The organism is Pseudooceanicola nanhaiensis DSM 18065 (assembly GCF_000688295.1).
Classification (GTDB): Bacteria; Pseudomonadota; Alphaproteobacteria; order Rhodobacterales; family Rhodobacteraceae; genus Pseudooceanicola; species Pseudooceanicola nanhaiensis.
Genome location: NZ_JHZF01000013.1, coordinates 301,630 through 317,718, shown reverse-complemented (window position 1 = coordinate 317,718; position 16,089 = coordinate 301,630). Strand labels below are relative to the sequence as shown.

Sequence of the window (16,089 nt, the reverse complement as noted above, 5' to 3'; positions counted from 1 at the left end):
TTGTCCGGAAAGTGGTGATCCCGACAGGATTCGAACCTGTAACCTGCCCCTTAGGAGGGGGCTGCTCTATCCAGTTGAGCCACGGGACCGCCGCGCCCCTCTTACCCAACCCGTGGGGGATTGTCATCCGCCGAGACACCCAGCACGTCGGCACAATTCGACAGATTTCCCGGGCCGCGATGTCGAAACCGGCATCTCGTTTAAGCGGACATTAAAACTGCCGCGTCACTGTCTGCCCTGAACGATGTGGCCGGGTGCTCCGGCCCCGCCCTGTTGAGAAGGATTCGTCGCATGAACGCGCAGGCCGCTTCTGTTTCCCGTGGCTCCGGCGGGTGGTCCCCACTCGGGCGCCTCCGCAACCTGCGGCTCGTGGTCAAGCTGCCGTTGATCATCCTTGGGCTGACGATCGTGGTCGCGGTGGTGCTGACGGGATCGGCCTTCGTCGGCGGCAGCAATATCGTGCTCGACCAGATCAACAACCAGTTCCGGAACGTCGTGGAAAGCCGCGCGAAAGCCCTGAAAGAGCAGCTCGAGGATATCGAGAACGACCTGCGGACCCAGTCGGAGAACCCGACCGTCAAGAGCGCCATGCTCAGCTTCTCGCTCAGCTGGACGGCCTCCGGCGCGGATCCGCAGGCGGCCGTCCGCAACACCTACATCACCGGCAATCCGTTCCCCGAGGACCGGCGGGACGAGATGATGACCCCCGAGAAGCCGTCGCAGTACGACATCATGCACGGCAAGTTCCACCCCTACCTCCGCGCGCTGCGCACCGCCCGCGGCTACAAGGACATCATGCTGATCGATCCCGAGGGGAACATCGTCTACACCACCGCCAAGGGCGCCGATTTCGGGGCCGACCTCGCGTCCGGCCAGTGGCGCGGAAGCACGATCACGCGCATCTGGCGAGAGGCGATCGAGAGCGCGCCGGACGGCGCGGTCTTCTCCGATTTCGAGATCTACGAAGCGCAGGGAAGCGTCCCCGTCTCCTTCTTCGGTTCCCCGATCACGGATCGCGGTGGCGCCGTGATCGGCGCGCTCCTCTATGAAATCGATCCGGGCCTCATCGACGATCTGGTCAGCAGCTTCTCGGGGCTCGGCGACACCGGAGAGGTCTATTTCCTCGGCGCAGACGGCAAGATGCGCAGCAATTCGCGGCATGCCGACGGCCCGAAGTTCCTCGAGCCGGTGCGGGACATGACGCTCCAGAACCAGCTGCTTGCCGGGGGCGTGCCGCATTTCGAGACCGTCACGGGACTGCGCGGCAGCGAGGTGCGCGCCTTCTCCGAGGTTGTCCGGTACGGCGGGCTCACCTGGTTCGTAACCGCCCAACAGGATGAAGAGGAATTCCTCGCCCCCGTGCACGACCTGGGTCTGACGCTTGGCCTGCAGGCGGTCGGGATGACGCTCATCATGGCGCTGGTCGGACTTTTCTTCGCGCGCAGCGTGACCAGGCCGTTCACGGTGATCGGCAATTCGCTCAACGGGATGGCGGCCGGGGATTATGCGACCGAAATTCCCTACCAGGATCGCCGCGATGACGTGGGCGAGCTCGCCTCCGACCTCGATGGGCTCCGCGTCCAGCTGCACCAGGCCGAAAGGGCCCGTCGCGACCAGGACCGCCGCTCTGCCGAACAACGCGTCGTCGTGGAGAAACTGTCGGATGGCATCTCCAAGCTCGCGGGCGGGGATCTGACGGCGAAGATCGTGCAGCCCTTCGCGGCAGAGTACGAATCGCTCCGCAACGCCTTCAACGGCGCGCTGGACCGCCTGAACGAGACGATGACGGCCCTGATCGCCGCGACCAAGCAGATCGACAGCAATTCGCGCGACGTCGAGAATGCGTCGAACGAGCTGAGCCAGAAGGCGATCGAACAGGCCGCCAGCCTGGAACAGACGGCGGCCGCGATCACCGAGCTGTCGGCTTCCGTCAAGTCGACGGCAGATGCGGCGGGGGAGGCCGACAAGATCATGGGACGCGCCAAGGCGGATGCCGAGGAGAGCGGGCAGGAGGTCAATCGCGCCATGACCGCCATGGATCAGATCGCGACCTCCTCCCAGAAGATCACGCAGGTGACCTCCGTCATAGAGGACCTTGCCTTCCAGACGAACCTCCTCGCCCTCAACGCGGGCGTGGAGGCCGCGCGCGCCGGAGAGGCCGGCCGGGGCTTCGCCGTGGTCGCGTCCGAGGTCCGGGCGTTGGCGCAGCGCTCGTCGGACGCCGCAAAGGAGATCAACGGCCTGATCCAGGAAAGTGCGGACAATGTCACCAACGGGGTCGACCTTGTCGAAAAGGCCGGCAAGAGCTTCGAGAGCCTGATCCTCGATTTCGAGAAGGTCTCGGCCTCCGTGTCCTCCATCGCCACCGCAGCGCGGGAGCAATCGGTGGGTCTGTCGGAGATCAACTCCGCCGTGGACCAGCTCGACGGGGTGACGCAGAAGAATGCCGCGGTCGCGACCGAGGTGCATGGCACGGGCAAGATCATGGTCACCGAGGCGGCCAAGCTCAACCGCATCGCCGGGCTGTTCCGGATCGACCCGACCACCCTTCCGCAGGCCTCCGCCGCGCCTGCCGCCCAACCCGCATCCCCGGCGCCATCCGTCCGCGCGCCGGCAGCCCTCCCCGCCGCGGTCAACGCCGGCCCGGTGATGGGGGCGCAGGATCTTTCGGACGATGTCTGGGCGGAATTCTGACCTTGGCCCCTGTGACACAATGGGCCAGTCGCGCGCCCGCCCGGAAGGGCGGGCAAGCCGCTTGATCCGGCTGAGACCTTCGCGCTAACACTGGGGTCCATCATCAGGACAATGCCGTGACCCGCCAAGACCCGCGCCCCCTCACGCTCCGCGACGTCTCAGAAGCCTCGGGCGTCTCCGAGATGACCGTGAGCCGGGTGCTGCGCAACCGCGGGGACGTGTCCCAGGCGACCCGCGAAAAGGTGCTGCGCGCGGCCAAGCAGCTCGGCTATGTGCCGAACAAGATCGCGGGCGCGCTGGCCAGCCAGCGGGTGAACCTGGTCGCCGTCATCATCCCCTCGATGTCGAACCTCGTCTTCCCGGAGGTGATGACCGGCATCAGCCGCACGCTGGAAGAGACCGACCTGCAGCCGGTCGTGGGTCTGACCGATTACCTTCCGGAGAAGGAGGAGAAGGTCCTCTACGAGATGCTCTCGTGGCGCCCCTCCGGTGTCATCATCGCCGGGCTCGAACATTCCGACGCGGCGCGGGCCATGCTGCGCGCCGCCGGGATCCCGGTGGTGGAGATCATGGATACCGACGGCACGCCGATCGATTCCATGGTCGGCATCTCGCACCGTCGCGCGGGCCGCGAGATCGGGCAGGCCATCGTCAAGGCCGGCCATCGGCGAATCGGCTTCCTCGGCACCGGCGTCGGGCTCGACCACCGTGCCCGCAAGCGGTTCGAGGGCTTCACCGAAGCCCTCGCCAAGGGCGGGGTCGAGGTGGCCGACCAGGAATTCTACTCCGGCGGCTCCGCGCTCGCGAAGGGGCGGGAGATGACGGCAGAGATGATGACGCGCTCCCCCGATCTCGATTTCCTGTATTATTCCAACGACCTGATCGGTGCCGGCGGCCTTCTGTGGATGATCGAGAAGGGGTACGACGTGCCGGGCCGGGTCGGCATGGCCGGCTTCAACGGGGTCCGCCTGCTGAACGGGCTGCCGCGCAAGCTGGCCACGATCGACAGCTGCCGCGAGGAGATCGGGCGCCGTGCCGCGCAGATCATCGCCGACCGACTGAAGGACCAGGGCGAACCCGGCGAGAAGGTCGAGCTGGCGCCGACCATCGACCCCGGCGACACGATGCGCCGCTGAGCCATGCCGCCCCGCCCGCTTCTCACCAACCGCGCGGCGCGGCGCGTCTTCCTGCATCGTCACCTCTTGGGCGATCCGCCGCAGGGCCCCGGCAAGGGCGACGACCTGATGTCGGTGATCCGCGCGCTCGGCTTCGTGCAGGTCGACAGCGTGAACACGGTGGAACGCGCGCATCACATGATCCTCTTCGCGCGGCGCCCGGCCTATCGGCCGAGACACCTCCGCCCGCTGCTTGAAACGCAGAGGCTGCTTTTCGAACACTGGACCCATGACGCGGCGATCGTGCCGGTCGAGTTCTTCCCGCACTGGCGGCTGCGTTTCGCGCGGGATGAAGCACGGCTGCATGGCCGGTGGGAGAGCTGGCAGGGCACGCAATACCGGTCGGAGGTGGAGAAGGTGCTCGCCCATGTCACCGCGCACGGCCCCGTGCGCTCCGGCGACCTGGCCGAAGACCGCGCGCCGGGTAAGACCGCGGGATGGTGGAACTGGCATCCGTCGAAGACCGCGCTGGAATATCTCTGGCGGACCGGTCAGCTCTCGGTCTGTCGCCGCGAAGGTTTCACGAAGGTCTACGACCTGACCGAGCGGGTCATCCCGCCCGAGGCGCGGGCGCCCGCGCCGACCGAGGCCGACAGCATCGACTGGCTGAACCACGCGGCGATCACGCGGCTGGGCTTCGCGACCTCGGGCCATGTCGCCGCCTTCTGGGCCCATGTGACGCCACAGGAGGCCGCCGCCTGGTGCGCGGCGGAAGAGGCGGCGGGGCGGCTCGAGCGGATCGACGTGCAGGGCGCCGACGGCCGCACCCGGCCGCATTACGCGCGCCCCGGCCTGGTCGCCGAGGCGGAGGCGCTGCCCGAGGTCACCGGACGGCTGCGCATCCTGTCGCCCTTCGATCCCGCGCTGCGCGACCGGAAGCGGGCGGAGTTCCTCTTCGGGTTCCACTACCGGATCGAGATCTTCGTCCCCGAGCCGAAGCGCCGCTACGGCTATTACGTCTTCCCGATCCTCGAGGGGGACCGGCTGATCGGCCGGATCGACATGACCGCCCGGCGGCAGGACGACGGGCTGGCGGTAAAGCGGCTCTGGCTGGAACCGGGGGTCAGGCTGTCGAAGGGGCGGCAGGCGCGGCTCGACGCGGAGCTGGTCCGCGTCGCCCGCTTCGCCGGGGTGCACCAGGTGCGCCATGCACCCGGCTGGCTGCCGGGCTGAGCCTCAGCGCGCGGCGGCGGCCGCGCGGCCGGTCAGCACCTTCACCAGCTGCGCCCGGTACTCGGCAGAGCCGTGAATGTCCGACATCAGCCCCTCTGCCGCGACGGTCAGGCCCGCGACGGCGTCCTTGGAGAAATCGGCCGAGAGCGCCTCTTCGCCCTCGGTCCAGCGGAAGACCCCGTCCTCGCCCGCGCCGGTGACGGCCACCCGGACGCCCTCGGCGAACTTGGCGACGAAGACGCCGGTCAGCGGGAAGCGCGAGGCGGGCTGTTCGAACTTCTGGTAATCGGCCACCTCGGGGATCGGGAACTTCACCGCGGTGACGATCTCGCCCTCTTCCAGCGCGGTGGTGAAGAGCCCCTCGAAGAAGTCGTCCGCGGCAATTTCCCGTGCATTCGTCACGATCGTCGCGCCCGAGGCGAGCGCCGCCGCCGGGTAGCAGGCCGCCGGGTCGTTGTTGGCGATCGAGCCGCCGATCGTGCCGCGATTGCGCACCGCCGGGTCGCCGATCTTGCCGGCCAGGTAGGCGAGCGCCGGATAGACCTCGGCCGCCTCCTTCGCCACCACCGCATGGGTCGTGCCGCCGCCGATGGTGAGCACGCCATCCGCCACCGAGACGCCCTTCATCTCGGCGATGCCGGCAAGGCTCACCAGAACCTCGGGCGCGGCGAGCCGCTGCTTCATCGTCGGGATCAGGGTCTGCCCGCCAGACAGCGGCTGCGCCTCCTCCGCCTTCAGTGCGGCGACGGCCTCTTCCACGGTGGTCGGTTTCACGAGCTCGAAATTGTACATCGGATGTCTCCCTGGTCTCCTGCAGCGAGAGTGTCGCGGCAGGGCGGCACGCGGCGCCGGTTCGGCCATACCCTCGGGGCCGGGGCGGAGCATGTCAATATGCGGACCGTGCGCGCTTTGCGGATGCAGCGCGCCATGGCCACGTTATGGTGCACTGACGAGAGGGAGAGCGACATGCTTGTGATCGAGTTCAAGGAATACGGCGCCCCGGAAGTGCTGAAGCCCGCCGAGCGGCCGGACCCGGTGCCCGGCGCCGGCGAGGTGCTGGTCGAGATCCATGCGGCCAGCGTGAACGCGGCCGACTGGAAGGTGCGGCGCGGCAAGGCGATGCAGAAACACGCACTGCCGCATGTGCCCGGGCGCGATTTCTCGGGCGTGGTGGTGGCCTGCGGCGAAGGCGCCGACCTCAAGGTGGGCGACGAGGTCTTCGGCGTGAGCCCGCAGGACAAGGAGGGCGCCTATGCCAGCCACATCGTCTTCGCCTCGGAGCTGCTGGCGCTGAAGCCGCCCTCGCTCAGCCATGTCGAGACCGCGGCGATGGCGCTGACCGGGCTGACCGCGATGGTCGGGCTCGAGGATACGCTCGCCGTGACCGCGGGCGAGAAGGTCCTGATCCAGGGCGGCGCGGGTGGTGTCGGCGGCATGGCGATCCAGCTGGCGCATCACCTCGGCTGCCATGTGGCCGCGACGGCGCGGTCCGAGAATCACGGCTATCTCCGGCAGATGGGGGCCGATCTGTGCATCGACTACCGCGAGGCGGACCTGGCCGAGGTGCTGGGCGACCGGGATGCGGTCTATGATTGCGTCGGCGGCGCGACCGTGCCGGGCAGCTTCGCCGCGCTGCGGCCCGGCGGCCGGGCGGCCTTCATCGGCTCCGGCGCCACCGCCCCCGAACCGACGCGCGAGGGGGTCACCTCGCTGCGGCCCGCCGTGACACGCAGCCGGGAGCGGCTGGAGCGTGTGGTGGCCCATACGATCGCCGGAGCCTGGGCTCCGCCCGAGATCGAGGAGATGGCCCTGACCGAAGCCGCCCGCGCCCACACCGAGAGCGAGGCCGGCCACGTCCGCGGCAAGATCGTTCTGGTGCCGTGACGGCGGAAGGCCCCGAAGACCAGGCGCCCGGATGGACAGGCGCCCTCGAGGATTGACAAGCGGGTTGGCCGCGGCTCATCGTAAAACATGAGTTTGAAACGACTTTCCGAGCCGGAGGCCCCCGCCGCCCGCCGCATTCTGGATGCGGCAGAGCTGCTGTTCTCGCGGCAGGGCGTCGTGGCGACCTCGGTCCGGCAGATCACCCGGGAGGCCGAGGTCAACGTCGCCTCCGTGAACTACTATTTCGGAAGCAAGGACGATCTGGCCGAGGCGGTCTTCGAACGGGTCATCGCCCGGGTGACGGAAGAGCGCCTGACCGGGCTGGGCCACATCCTCTCGGCGGCCGCGGCGGCCGGCGAGGCGCCCGACCTCGCGCGCATCGTCTCGAGTTTCGTGGAGCCCTACATGGGCGACGGCAACGAGGATCAGGGCGTGCTGATGGCACGCTTCATCCTATCGCACCGGCTCGAGCCTAGCGACACCACGCGGCGGATCGTGGGTGAATACCTCAACCCCATGGCCCGCGCCTATGTCGATGCCTTCGCCAAGGCGGTGCCCGGGGCCGAGACGGGCGACCTGTTCTGGCGCTACCTGCTGATGGTGAGCACGACGATCCTCACCAGCACCGAGGATCGCGCCGCCGACCGCCTTTCGGCCTTGTCGGAGGGGCGCGCCTCTGTCGCCGACCGCGGCGTCGCGCGGGACGCGCTCGTGGCCTTCGCAGTGGCCGGGATACGGAACAGCGCGCCGGTCGCATTCGTGCCGGGCACGCTGGATCAGCCGGATTAGAGCCTGTTCAGGCGCGCGCGGCGGCCCGGGCGATCACCAGCTCCTCGTTCGTGGGGATCACCATGACGGTGACCTGCGCGCCTTCGGCGCTGATCACCCGCGCGCCCGCGTCGTTGGCGGCGGGGTCGATCCGGACGCCCAGCCAACCCAGCCCGGCGCAGATTTCGGCCCGGATCTCCGTGGCGTTCTCGCCGATGCCGCCGGTGAAGACCAGCGCGTCCAGCCCTTCGAGCGCGGCGGTCAGCCCGCCGGTCTCGCGGCGGATGCGGGCGGTGAAATAGTCGATCGCCTCGCGCGCCGCCGGCACCTCCGAGGCCAGCAGGCTCCGCATGTCCGAACTCACCCCCGACAGCCCCAGCAGACCCGAGCGGCGATAGAGCATCTCGCCCAGCTCGGCCGGGCCCATCCCCTCCTGTTCGATCATGTAGAGCAGGACGCCGGGGTCGATCTGCCCGCAGCGGGTGCCCATCGGCAGCCCGTCCAGCGCGGTGAACCCCATGGAGGAGGCGACGGAGCGGCCTGCCCGGATCCCGCACATGGACGACCCGTTGCCGAGATGGGCGACGATCACCCGCCCGGCGTGCAGCTCGGGCGCGGTTTCGGCCAGGTGGCCCGAGATGTAATCGTAGCTCAGCCCGTGAAAGCCGTAGCGCCGCACACCGCGGGCGTAATAGGCGCGGGGCAGGGCGAAGGTGTCGTTGACGAACGGCTGCCCGCGGTGGAAGGCGGTGTCGAAACAGCCGACCTGGGTCGCGCCGGGGAACGCCTCCTGCGCGGCGCGGACGCCCGAGAGGTTGTGCGGCTGGTGCAGCGGCGCGAAGGGGACCAGCGCCTCGAGCCTTGTCAGCGCGGCCTCGTCCAGCACCTGCGGTTCGGTGAAATCGAGCCCGCCGTGCACGATCCGGTGGCCGACGGCCGTGATCGCTTCGCCGGGGAAATGCGTCTCCAACGCGGCGAGAATGGCGGCGATGGCGGCGCGGTGATGGCCGCGGTCGCGGGGCGGCAGACGATCCTCGGCCAGGGCTGCGCCGCCCGCGTCGCGCAGGTGGAGGTGGGTCTCCTCGCCCACCGTCTCGACGAGGCCCGCGGCGATCTCCTCGGGCTCGGGCGCATCGGTGAAGAGCCCGAACTTCACCGAAGACGACCCGGCGTTCAGCACCAGCACCCGGCTCATGCCGAGGTCCTGGCGTGGTGCAGCGCCGCGACGGCGCAGGAGGCGAGGCGGCTCATGTCGTCGTCCGCGCGGCTGTTGAGGATGATCGGAACCCGCGCGCCGAGGACCAGCCCCGCGGCCTCGGCATGCGAGATGAAGGTGAGCTGCTTGGCCAGCATGTTGCCCGCGTCGATGTCCGGCACCACCAGCACCTCGGCCCGGCCGGCGACCGGCGAGAGGATCCCCTTGGTCCGCGCCGCCGCGATGTCGACCGCGTTGTCCATCGCCAGCGGCCCGTCCACCAGCCCGCCGGTGATCTGCCCGCGTTCGGCCATCTTCGACAGGAGCGCCGCGTCGATCGAGGAGGGCAGGTCCGGGTTCACGGTCTCGACCGCCGAGAGCACGCCGACCTTCGGCTCCGCGATCCCCAGCGACAGCGCGAGGTCGATGGCGTTCTGCACGATGTCGACCTTGGTCTTGAGGTCGGGAGAGATATTGATCGCCGCGTCCGTCACCAACAGCGGATGCGCCAGCCCCGGCACGTCCATCACGAAGACATGGGTGAATCGCCGCCCCGCGCGCAGCCCCGCATCCTTGTCGAGCGTCGCGCGCAGCAGGACGTCGGTGTGCAGATGCCCCTTCATAAGGGCGCCCGCCTTGCCCTCGCGCACCATCGCCACGCCGCGGACGGCGGCGGCGGCGTGATCGGGTTCGTCCAGGATCTCGATGCCCGAGAGGTCGCGCCCGATCTCCTGCGCCGCGGCCTCGATCTTCGCCCGGGCCCCGATCAGCACGGGGGAGATCAGCGTGTGATCCTGCGCCAGAAGCGCGCCGCCCAGCGACTTCGGCTCTTCGGGTGAGATCACGGCGGTGACCAGCGCGGGCAGGGGGGCGGCCTGTTCGAGCAGCTTCTCGAAATGCCGGTGCCGCTGCACGATCAGCCCGGGCAGGTTGGCGCTGTCGAGCGCGATCCGGGCGCGCGGCGCCTCGACCTCGGCCTCGCCCGAGAGGATCAGCGCGTCATCGGCGATCCGCCGGACCTCGGTGGAGAGCGTGAGGATCTGCCCCGCCTCGGCCTTGCCGGTGACCGTCACGCGCGAGATCAGCTCGTCCCCCGCATGGGCCCGGGCGTGGAACCGGAAGCTCTGCGCATGATAGCGGGTGCCGGCGCCGGGCAGGATGTTGCCCAGCACCGCCGAGATCAGCGCGCCGACGAAAAGCCCCGGCGCGATCGCCTCGTTCTGTCCGTCGCCGTCGCCGTCCGCGTTGAAGATGTGCAGCGGGTTGTGGTTGCCCGAGACGTTCGCGAAGACCAAGAGGTCGTCCACCGTGACCAGCCGCTTCAGCTCGGCCGTGTCGCCCACGCGGATCTCGTCGAAGGTCCTGTTCTCGATATGCATATCTGCGCTCCGTTGCCTCGCGCCCATGCGGCGGGTTTGGGGCGGTGAAGTCAATGCCCCGGGCAAGGGCGGGTGGGACACTGGCGGCGGGACGCTTCCGGCGCGGGCGCTTGGGAATGCCTTTTTTCCGGGCATCGCCGCGACACCCCGAGGGCCGCCATGCGTCCTGGCCGGAGACGAGCGTTGACAAGCTCACCGAACTCGTCCGAAAAGAACCAATCCGTATTTGGTTTCGCTCCTGGTCTCCCGGGAGCAGGTGACGAGTGGAGACGATGGGAAAAGCGATGCCTCGATCCCTGATTGAAGTGGACAATTTGTCCTTCGGGTTCCGGGGGCAGGCGACCGATCTCGTCGAGGGGGTCAGCCTGGCGCTGAACCGGAACGAGACGCTTTGCATCGTCGGTGAATCCGGCTGCGGGAAATCCGTCACGGCGCTGTCGCTGATGGGGCTCCTGCCGCCGGATGCCACCCGGATCTCCTCGGGCACCATCACCTTCGAGGGCGAGGCGATCCCGGCGGACGATTTCCGCCGCCTGAGCACCCTGCGCGGCGACCGGATGGCGATGATCTTCCAGGAGCCGATGACCTCGCTCAACCCGGCCTACAAGATCGGCGACCAGATCACCGAGGCGGTGCGCGCCCACCGGGGCGGCTCCAAGGCCGAGGCCCGCGACCGCGCCTTGCAGGCGCTGGAGCAGGTCGGCATCCCGGCGGCGAAGCAGCGTCTGGGCGAATACCCGCACCAGCTGTCGGGCGGCATGCGCCAGCGGGTGATGATCGCGATGGCGCTGGTCAACGATCCCTCCGTGCTGATCGCGGACGAGCCGACCACCGCGCTCGACGTGACGGTGCAGGCGCAGATCCTCGACCTGATCGCCTCGCTGCAGGACCGCTCGGGGATGGGGACGATCATGATCACCCACGACCTCGGCGTGGTGGCGCAGGTGGCGACCCGGGTGGCCGTCATGTACGCGGGCCGCATCGTCGAGATCGGCACCGCGCAGGAGATCTTCGACGATCCCCAGCATCCCTACACCATCGGGCTGATGTCCTCGGTTCCGAAGCTGACCGGCCCGCGCCAGCGGCTCTCGACCGTGCCCGGCCTCGTGCCGACGCCCGACCGGATGCCCGAGGGCTGCCGCTTCGCGACCCGCTGCCCCTTCGCGCAATCCGTCTGCGCGACCGTGCCGCCGCTGGCCCCCGTGGCGGGGGATCACCGCGTCGCCTGTCACTTCGCGCCGCTCGAAACCCGGCTGGAGGCTGTCTGATGGCCGAAACGATCCTCGAGGCGGTCGACCTCAAGAAGCACTTCCGCTCGGGCGGCGGGCTTGGCCGCAAGGCCAGCACCGTGCGCGCGGTGGACGGCGTCTCGCTCAAGGTGCGGCAGGGCGAGACCTTCGCCATCGTGGGCGAGTCGGGCTGCGGGAAATCGACCCTCGCACGCCTGCTGATGCGCCTGCTGGAACCCACCGAGGGCGACGCGCTCTTCGAGGGCAAGTCCATCGCGGGCCTGAAGGGCCGCGAGTTGCGCGAGCTGCGGCGCGAGATGCAGTTCGTGTTCCAGGACCCGTTCTCCTCGCTGAACCCGCGCATGACCGTGGGCAAGCTGATCGGCGAACCGCTCGAGGTCCACGCGCCGAGCCTCTCTGCCAGCGACCGCCGCGCCAAGGTGGCCGAACTGCTGGGCCGCGTCGGTCTGCGCCCCGAACATGCCGACCGCTACCCGCACGAATTCTCGGGCGGCCAGCGCCAGCGGATCGGGATCGCCCGGGCGCTCGCCACCGGCCCCCGCGTGCTGATCGGGGACGAGCCGGTCTCGGCGCTCGATGTCTCGGTGCAGGCGCAGGTGATCAACCGGCTGCACGACCTGAAGGACGAATTCGACCTGACGCTCGTCATCATCGCCCATGACCTCGCCGTCATCCGGCACATGAGCGACCGGGTCGCGGTGATGTACCTCGGCCAGATCGTCGAGCTCGGCACCGCCGACCAGGTCTTCGAGACGCCGCGCCATCCCTATACCCGCGCGCTGCTCTCGGCGGTCCCCGAGCCGGTCTTCGGCACGGCCCGCGAACGGATCGCGCTGAACGGCGAGACGCCCAGCCCCGCCAACCCGCCCGCGGGCTGCCGCTTCCACACCCGCTGCCCCTTCGCCCGACCCGATTGCGCCACCCGCGTGCCCGAGCTGCGCGAGATCGCGGACGGGCAGAGCGCCGCCTGTCACTATTCCGAGGAAATCACGGCCGAGCACGGCTCCGGGTCGCATCCCGAACCGCCCGCCCGGACGGCGGGCGCGGAGCGCCGCTTCGCCCTCTACGCGCAGGCGATCGCCGACCGCCAGGCCTGACAAGAAACCAACGTGCGGCGGTCAACGCCGTCTTCTGCCAACAGAAAGGAAGTCTCGAATGCTACGCAAACTCACCCTCACCGCGGTCCTGATGGGCGCCAGCGCCCTCGGCGCCCAGGCGCAGGACCTGCGCATCGCGCTGCAATCCGATGCCGACGTGCTCGATCCCGACCAGTCGCGGACCTTCGTGGGCCGGATCGTCTATACCGCGCTCTGCGACAAGCTCGTCGACATCACGCCCGAGCTCGAACTCATAGGCCAGCTCGCCACGGACTGGAGCTGGAACGACGACCAGACCCAGCTGACCATGCAGCTGCGCGAAGGCGTCACCTTCCACGACGGCACCCCCTTCAACGCCGAGGCCGTGGCCTACAACATCGAGCGGTCCCAGACCCTCGAGGAAAGCCGCCGCAAGTCCGAGGTCGCCTCGATCACCGGCACCGAGGTGCTGGGCGAATATGAAATCCGCCTCGACCTCGAGCAGCCCGACGCGACGCTGCTGGCGCAGCTCGCGGACCGCGCCGGCATGATGATCTCGCCGACCGCGGCCCGGGAAGCGGGCGCCGATTTCGGCTCCAACCCGGTGTGTTCCGGCCCCTTCGCCTTCGACAACCGCGTCGCGCAGGACCGGATCGTGCTGAAGAAATACGCCGATTACTGGAACGCGGACGAGATCAACTTCGAGACCGTCACCTACCTGCCGATCCCGGACAACACCGTGCGTCTGGCGAACCTGCAGTCGGGCGACGTCGACATCGTCGACCGCGTCTCGGCCACCGACCTCGAACAGGCCAAGGCCGACCCGAAGGTGCAGATCGAAAGCGCCGTCTCGCTCGGCTACCAGGGGATCACGATCAACGTCGGCAACGGCGACAAGGCGAAGAACCCGCTGGGCGAGGATTCGAAGATCCGCCGCGCGCTGAGCCTCGCCATCGACCGCGAAGCGCTGAACCAGGTCGTCTTCAACGGCGCCTTCGCGGCCGGCAACCAGCCGTTCCCGCCGAATTCGCCCTGGTTCGACCCGGATCATCCGATCCCCGAGCGTGACGTGGAAGCCGCCAAGGCCCTGCTGGCCGAAGCCGGCTACCCGGACGGGATCACCATCGAGATCCAGGCGCCGAACTCCACCGAGCCGCAGCAGGTGATGCAGGTGGTGCAGGCGATGGCCGCCGAAGCGGGCATCACCATCGAGATCGTGTCGAAGGAATTCGCGACGATGCTGCAGGACCAGACCGCGGGCGATTACACCGCGAGCCAGGTCGGCTGGTCGGGCCGGGTCGATCCGGACGGCAACATCCACCAGTTCCTGACCACCGGCGGCGGGATCAACGATTCCGGCTATTCCAACGCGCAGGTCGACGAGTACCTGAACGCCGCCCGCGTCACCAACGACACGGCCGAGCGGAAGGAGCTCTACAACAAGGCGCGCGACATCCTCATGGAGGACAGCCCGCTGGTCTACCTGTACCACCCGACCTGGATCTGGGGTCTGGCCGAGGGCGTCGAGGGCTTCACCCCCTACGCCGACGGCATGATCCGTCTCGAGGGCGTCTCGCTCTCCGAGTGACCTGAACCCGCCCGCGGCCGGACCACCTCCGGCCGCGGGTCCTTTTGCTCCTCTCGTCTGAACCGGACCCCGCCATGCTTGCCTTCATCGGCCGACGGATCCTCGTTGCCATCCCGACGATCGTGCTGATCTCGATCTTCGTCTTCTCGCTCCAGCAGCTTCTGCCGGGCGATCCGATCCTCGCCATGGCCGGTGAGGAGCGCGACCCCGAGACCATCGCCTTTCTCCGCGAGAAATACGGCTTCAACGACCCGCTGCCGGTGCAATACGTGAAATGGGTCACGGGCGTGGTGCAGGGCGATCTGGGCATCTCGCTCCGCTCCAACCAGCCGGTGAGCGAGCTGCTGCTCCAGAAGCTGCCCGTCACCATCCAGCTCGCCATCATGGCGATGATCTTCGCCATCGCGATCGGGGTGCCCATGGGCATCGTCTCGGCGGTGAAGAAGGGGACCGTCCTCGACTACGCGGCGAACCTGATCGCGCTGTCCGGTCTCTCGATCCCGAACTTCTGGCTGGGGATCATGCTGATCCTGCTCGTTTCCGTGAAATGGGGCCTGCTGCCCGCCTCGGGCTACGTGCCGCCGGGCGAGGATCTCTGGCTCTCGATCAAGACGATGCTGATGCCCGCCTTCGTGCTGGGCACCGCGCTCGCCGCCACGCTGATGCGCCACACCCGGTCGGCCATGCTGGGCGTGCTGAAATCCGACTACGTCCGCACCGCCCGCGCCAAGGGGCTGAAGGAGCGGCGGGTGATCCTGAAACACGCCTTCCGCAACGCGCTGGTCCCGATCGTGACGCTCATGGCGCTGCTCTTCGGCGAGCTCATCGCGGGCGCCGTCCTGACCGAGCAGATCTTCACCATCCCGGGCTTCGGCAAGCTCGTCGTGGATGCGGTCTTCAACCGTGACTATGCCGTGGTGCAGGGGATCGTGCTCTGCACCGCCGTCGGGTTCATCATCATGAACCTCGTCGCGGATGCCGCCTATTTCGCCCTCAACCCCCGTCTGAGGAAGCAGTGATGGCCCATGTCGCCGAACCCGCTGGCGCCGAGGCGCTGGACGCGAAATCCGAGAGCCGGGTCTGGAAGAAATTCCGCTCGCACCGCAGCGCGATGCTGGGCGGCGTGATCGTCCTGTTCTTCGTCCTGCTCGCGATCCTCGCCCCGATCCTGCCGATCCCCGACCCGACCGCGACCGATTGGGGCGCGGTCCGCAAGGCGCCGTCGCTCGCCCACCCGATGGGCACCGACGAGATCGGGCGCGACGTGATGTCCCGCCTGATCTGGGGGGCGCGTGCGTCCCTCATGGCCGGCGTGCTGTCGGTCGCGATCGCGCTCGGCATCGGGGTGCCGCTCGGAATCGCGGCGGGGTATTTCGGCGGTTGGACGGACAGCGTCATCTCCCGCTGCACCGAGGCGCTGCTGGCCGCGCCCTTCCTGATCCTGGCCATTGCCTTGGCCGCCTTCCTCGGGCCGTCGCTCGGGAACGCGATGATCGCCATCGGCCTGTCGGCGACGCCGATCTTCATCCGCCTGACCCGGGGCCAGGTGATCTCGGTCGCTGCCGAGGATTACGTCGAAAGCGCCAATGCCATCGGCCTGCCGACGATGAAGATCCTGTCGCGCTACATCTTCCCGAACGTGCTGCCCCCCGTTCTGGTGCAGGCCACGCTCACCGTCGCCACCGCGATCATCGCCGAGGCGTCGCTGTCCTTCCTCGGCCTCGGCCAGCAGCCGCCCGCGCCGTCCTGGGGCTCGATGCTGAACACGGCCAAGAACTTCCTCAACCAGGCGCCCTGGATGGCGCTCTGGCCCGGCATCGCGATCTTCCTCGTCGTGCTGGGCTTCAACCTTCTGGGCGACGGGCTGCGCGACGCGCTCGATCCCCGCGAAACGTAATACCCAAGGA

General features: G+C 68.7%; 13 protein-coding genes and 1 tRNA gene. 10 read left to right on the top strand and 4 right to left on the bottom strand.

Annotated features, from left to right (window positions below):
* Positions 1-12 precede the first annotated feature (12 nt).
* Positions 13-89, bottom strand: a tRNA-Arg gene (locus tag Q344_RS0111610).
* A 202-nt stretch (positions 90-291) separates the two neighbouring features.
* Between Q344_RS0111610 and Q344_RS0111605 the strand changes: the two genes are divergently transcribed.
* The 3 genes from Q344_RS0111605 (at position 292) to Q344_RS0111595 (ending at position 5,042) form a co-directional block, all read left to right on the top strand.
* Positions 292-2,694, top strand: coding sequence for a methyl-accepting chemotaxis protein (locus tag Q344_RS0111605; protein WP_028286850.1), 2,403 nt, complete (start codon positions 292-294; stop codon positions 2,692-2,694).
* 116 nt (positions 2,695-2,810) lie between these two features.
* Complete coding sequence (locus Q344_RS0111600; protein ID WP_028286849.1) at positions 2,811-3,830, top strand: LacI family DNA-binding transcriptional regulator; 1,020 nt, start codon at positions 2,811-2,813, stop codon at positions 3,828-3,830.
* Positions 3,831-3,833: 3 nt separating this feature from the next.
* Complete coding sequence (locus Q344_RS0111595) at positions 3,834-5,042, top strand: winged helix-turn-helix domain-containing protein (protein ID WP_028286848.1); 1,209 nt, start codon at positions 3,834-3,836, stop codon at positions 5,040-5,042.
* Between the two features lie 3 nt (positions 5,043-5,045).
* Here the strand turns inward: Q344_RS0111595 and Q344_RS0111590 are convergent, their stop codons facing one another.
* Entirely contained in the window at positions 5,046-5,834 is a 789-nt protein-coding gene (locus tag Q344_RS0111590; RefSeq protein ID WP_028286847.1) for an FAD binding domain-containing protein, read from the bottom strand.
* A gap of 174 nt (positions 5,835-6,008) precedes the next feature.
* Here Q344_RS0111590 and Q344_RS0111585 point away from each other — a divergent pair, with 174 nt between their 5' ends.
* Together Q344_RS0111585 and Q344_RS0111580 are read left to right on the top strand one after the other, a co-directional pair.
* Positions 6,009-6,926: a quinone oxidoreductase family protein gene (locus Q344_RS0111585; RefSeq protein WP_028286846.1), complete on the top strand. Its 918-nt coding sequence runs from the start codon at positions 6,009-6,011 to the stop codon at positions 6,924-6,926.
* 93 nt (positions 6,927-7,019) lie between these two features.
* Positions 7,020-7,715 (top strand): TetR/AcrR family transcriptional regulator, encoded by a 696-nt coding sequence (locus Q344_RS0111580; RefSeq protein WP_028286845.1) that lies wholly within the window; start codon positions 7,020-7,022, stop codon positions 7,713-7,715.
* A 7-nt stretch (positions 7,716-7,722) separates the two neighbouring features.
* Here Q344_RS0111580 and Q344_RS0111575 read toward each other — a convergent pair whose 3' ends face one another.
* Together Q344_RS0111575 and Q344_RS0111570 are read right to left on the bottom strand one after the other, a co-directional pair.
* Complete coding sequence (locus Q344_RS0111575) at positions 7,723-8,889, bottom strand: acetate/propionate family kinase (protein ID WP_028286844.1); 1,167 nt, start codon at positions 8,887-8,889, stop codon at positions 7,723-7,725.
* Positions 8,886-10,268 carry a bifunctional enoyl-CoA hydratase/phosphate acetyltransferase gene (locus tag Q344_RS0111570; RefSeq protein ID WP_028286843.1) on the bottom strand — a complete coding sequence of 461 codons (1,383 nt, stop codon included), beginning with the start codon at positions 10,266-10,268 and terminating at the stop codon, positions 8,886-8,888. The genes Q344_RS0111575 and Q344_RS0111570 overlap by 4 nt, the downstream gene beginning before the upstream one ends.
* A gap of 284 nt (positions 10,269-10,552) precedes the next feature.
* Between Q344_RS0111570 and Q344_RS0111565 the strand changes: the two genes are divergently transcribed.
* From Q344_RS0111565 to Q344_RS0111545, 5 genes are all read left to right on the top strand, one after another.
* Positions 10,553-11,536 (top strand): ABC transporter ATP-binding protein, encoded by a 984-nt coding sequence (locus Q344_RS0111565; protein WP_036539149.1) that lies wholly within the window; start codon positions 10,553-10,555, stop codon positions 11,534-11,536.
* Positions 11,536-12,615, top strand: coding sequence for an ABC transporter ATP-binding protein (locus tag Q344_RS0111560; RefSeq protein WP_028286841.1), 1,080 nt, complete (start codon positions 11,536-11,538; stop codon positions 12,613-12,615). The genes Q344_RS0111565 and Q344_RS0111560 overlap by 1 nt, the downstream gene beginning before the upstream one ends.
* A gap of 58 nt (positions 12,616-12,673) precedes the next feature.
* Positions 12,674-14,182 (top strand): ABC transporter substrate-binding protein, encoded by a 1,509-nt coding sequence (locus tag Q344_RS0111555; RefSeq protein WP_028286840.1) that lies wholly within the window; start codon positions 12,674-12,676, stop codon positions 14,180-14,182.
* Positions 14,183-14,256: 74 nt separating this feature from the next.
* A complete protein-coding gene (locus Q344_RS0111550) occupies positions 14,257-15,201 on the top strand; it encodes an ABC transporter permease (RefSeq protein ID WP_028286839.1) in 945 nt (314 codons plus the stop codon).
* Positions 15,201-16,079 carry an ABC transporter permease gene (locus Q344_RS0111545; RefSeq protein ID WP_028286838.1) on the top strand — a complete coding sequence of 293 codons (879 nt, stop codon included), beginning with the start codon at positions 15,201-15,203 and terminating at the stop codon, positions 16,077-16,079. Before Q344_RS0111550 ends, Q344_RS0111545 begins: the two co-directional genes overlap by 1 nt.
* The last annotated feature ends 10 nt before the right edge of the window (positions 16,080-16,089 follow it).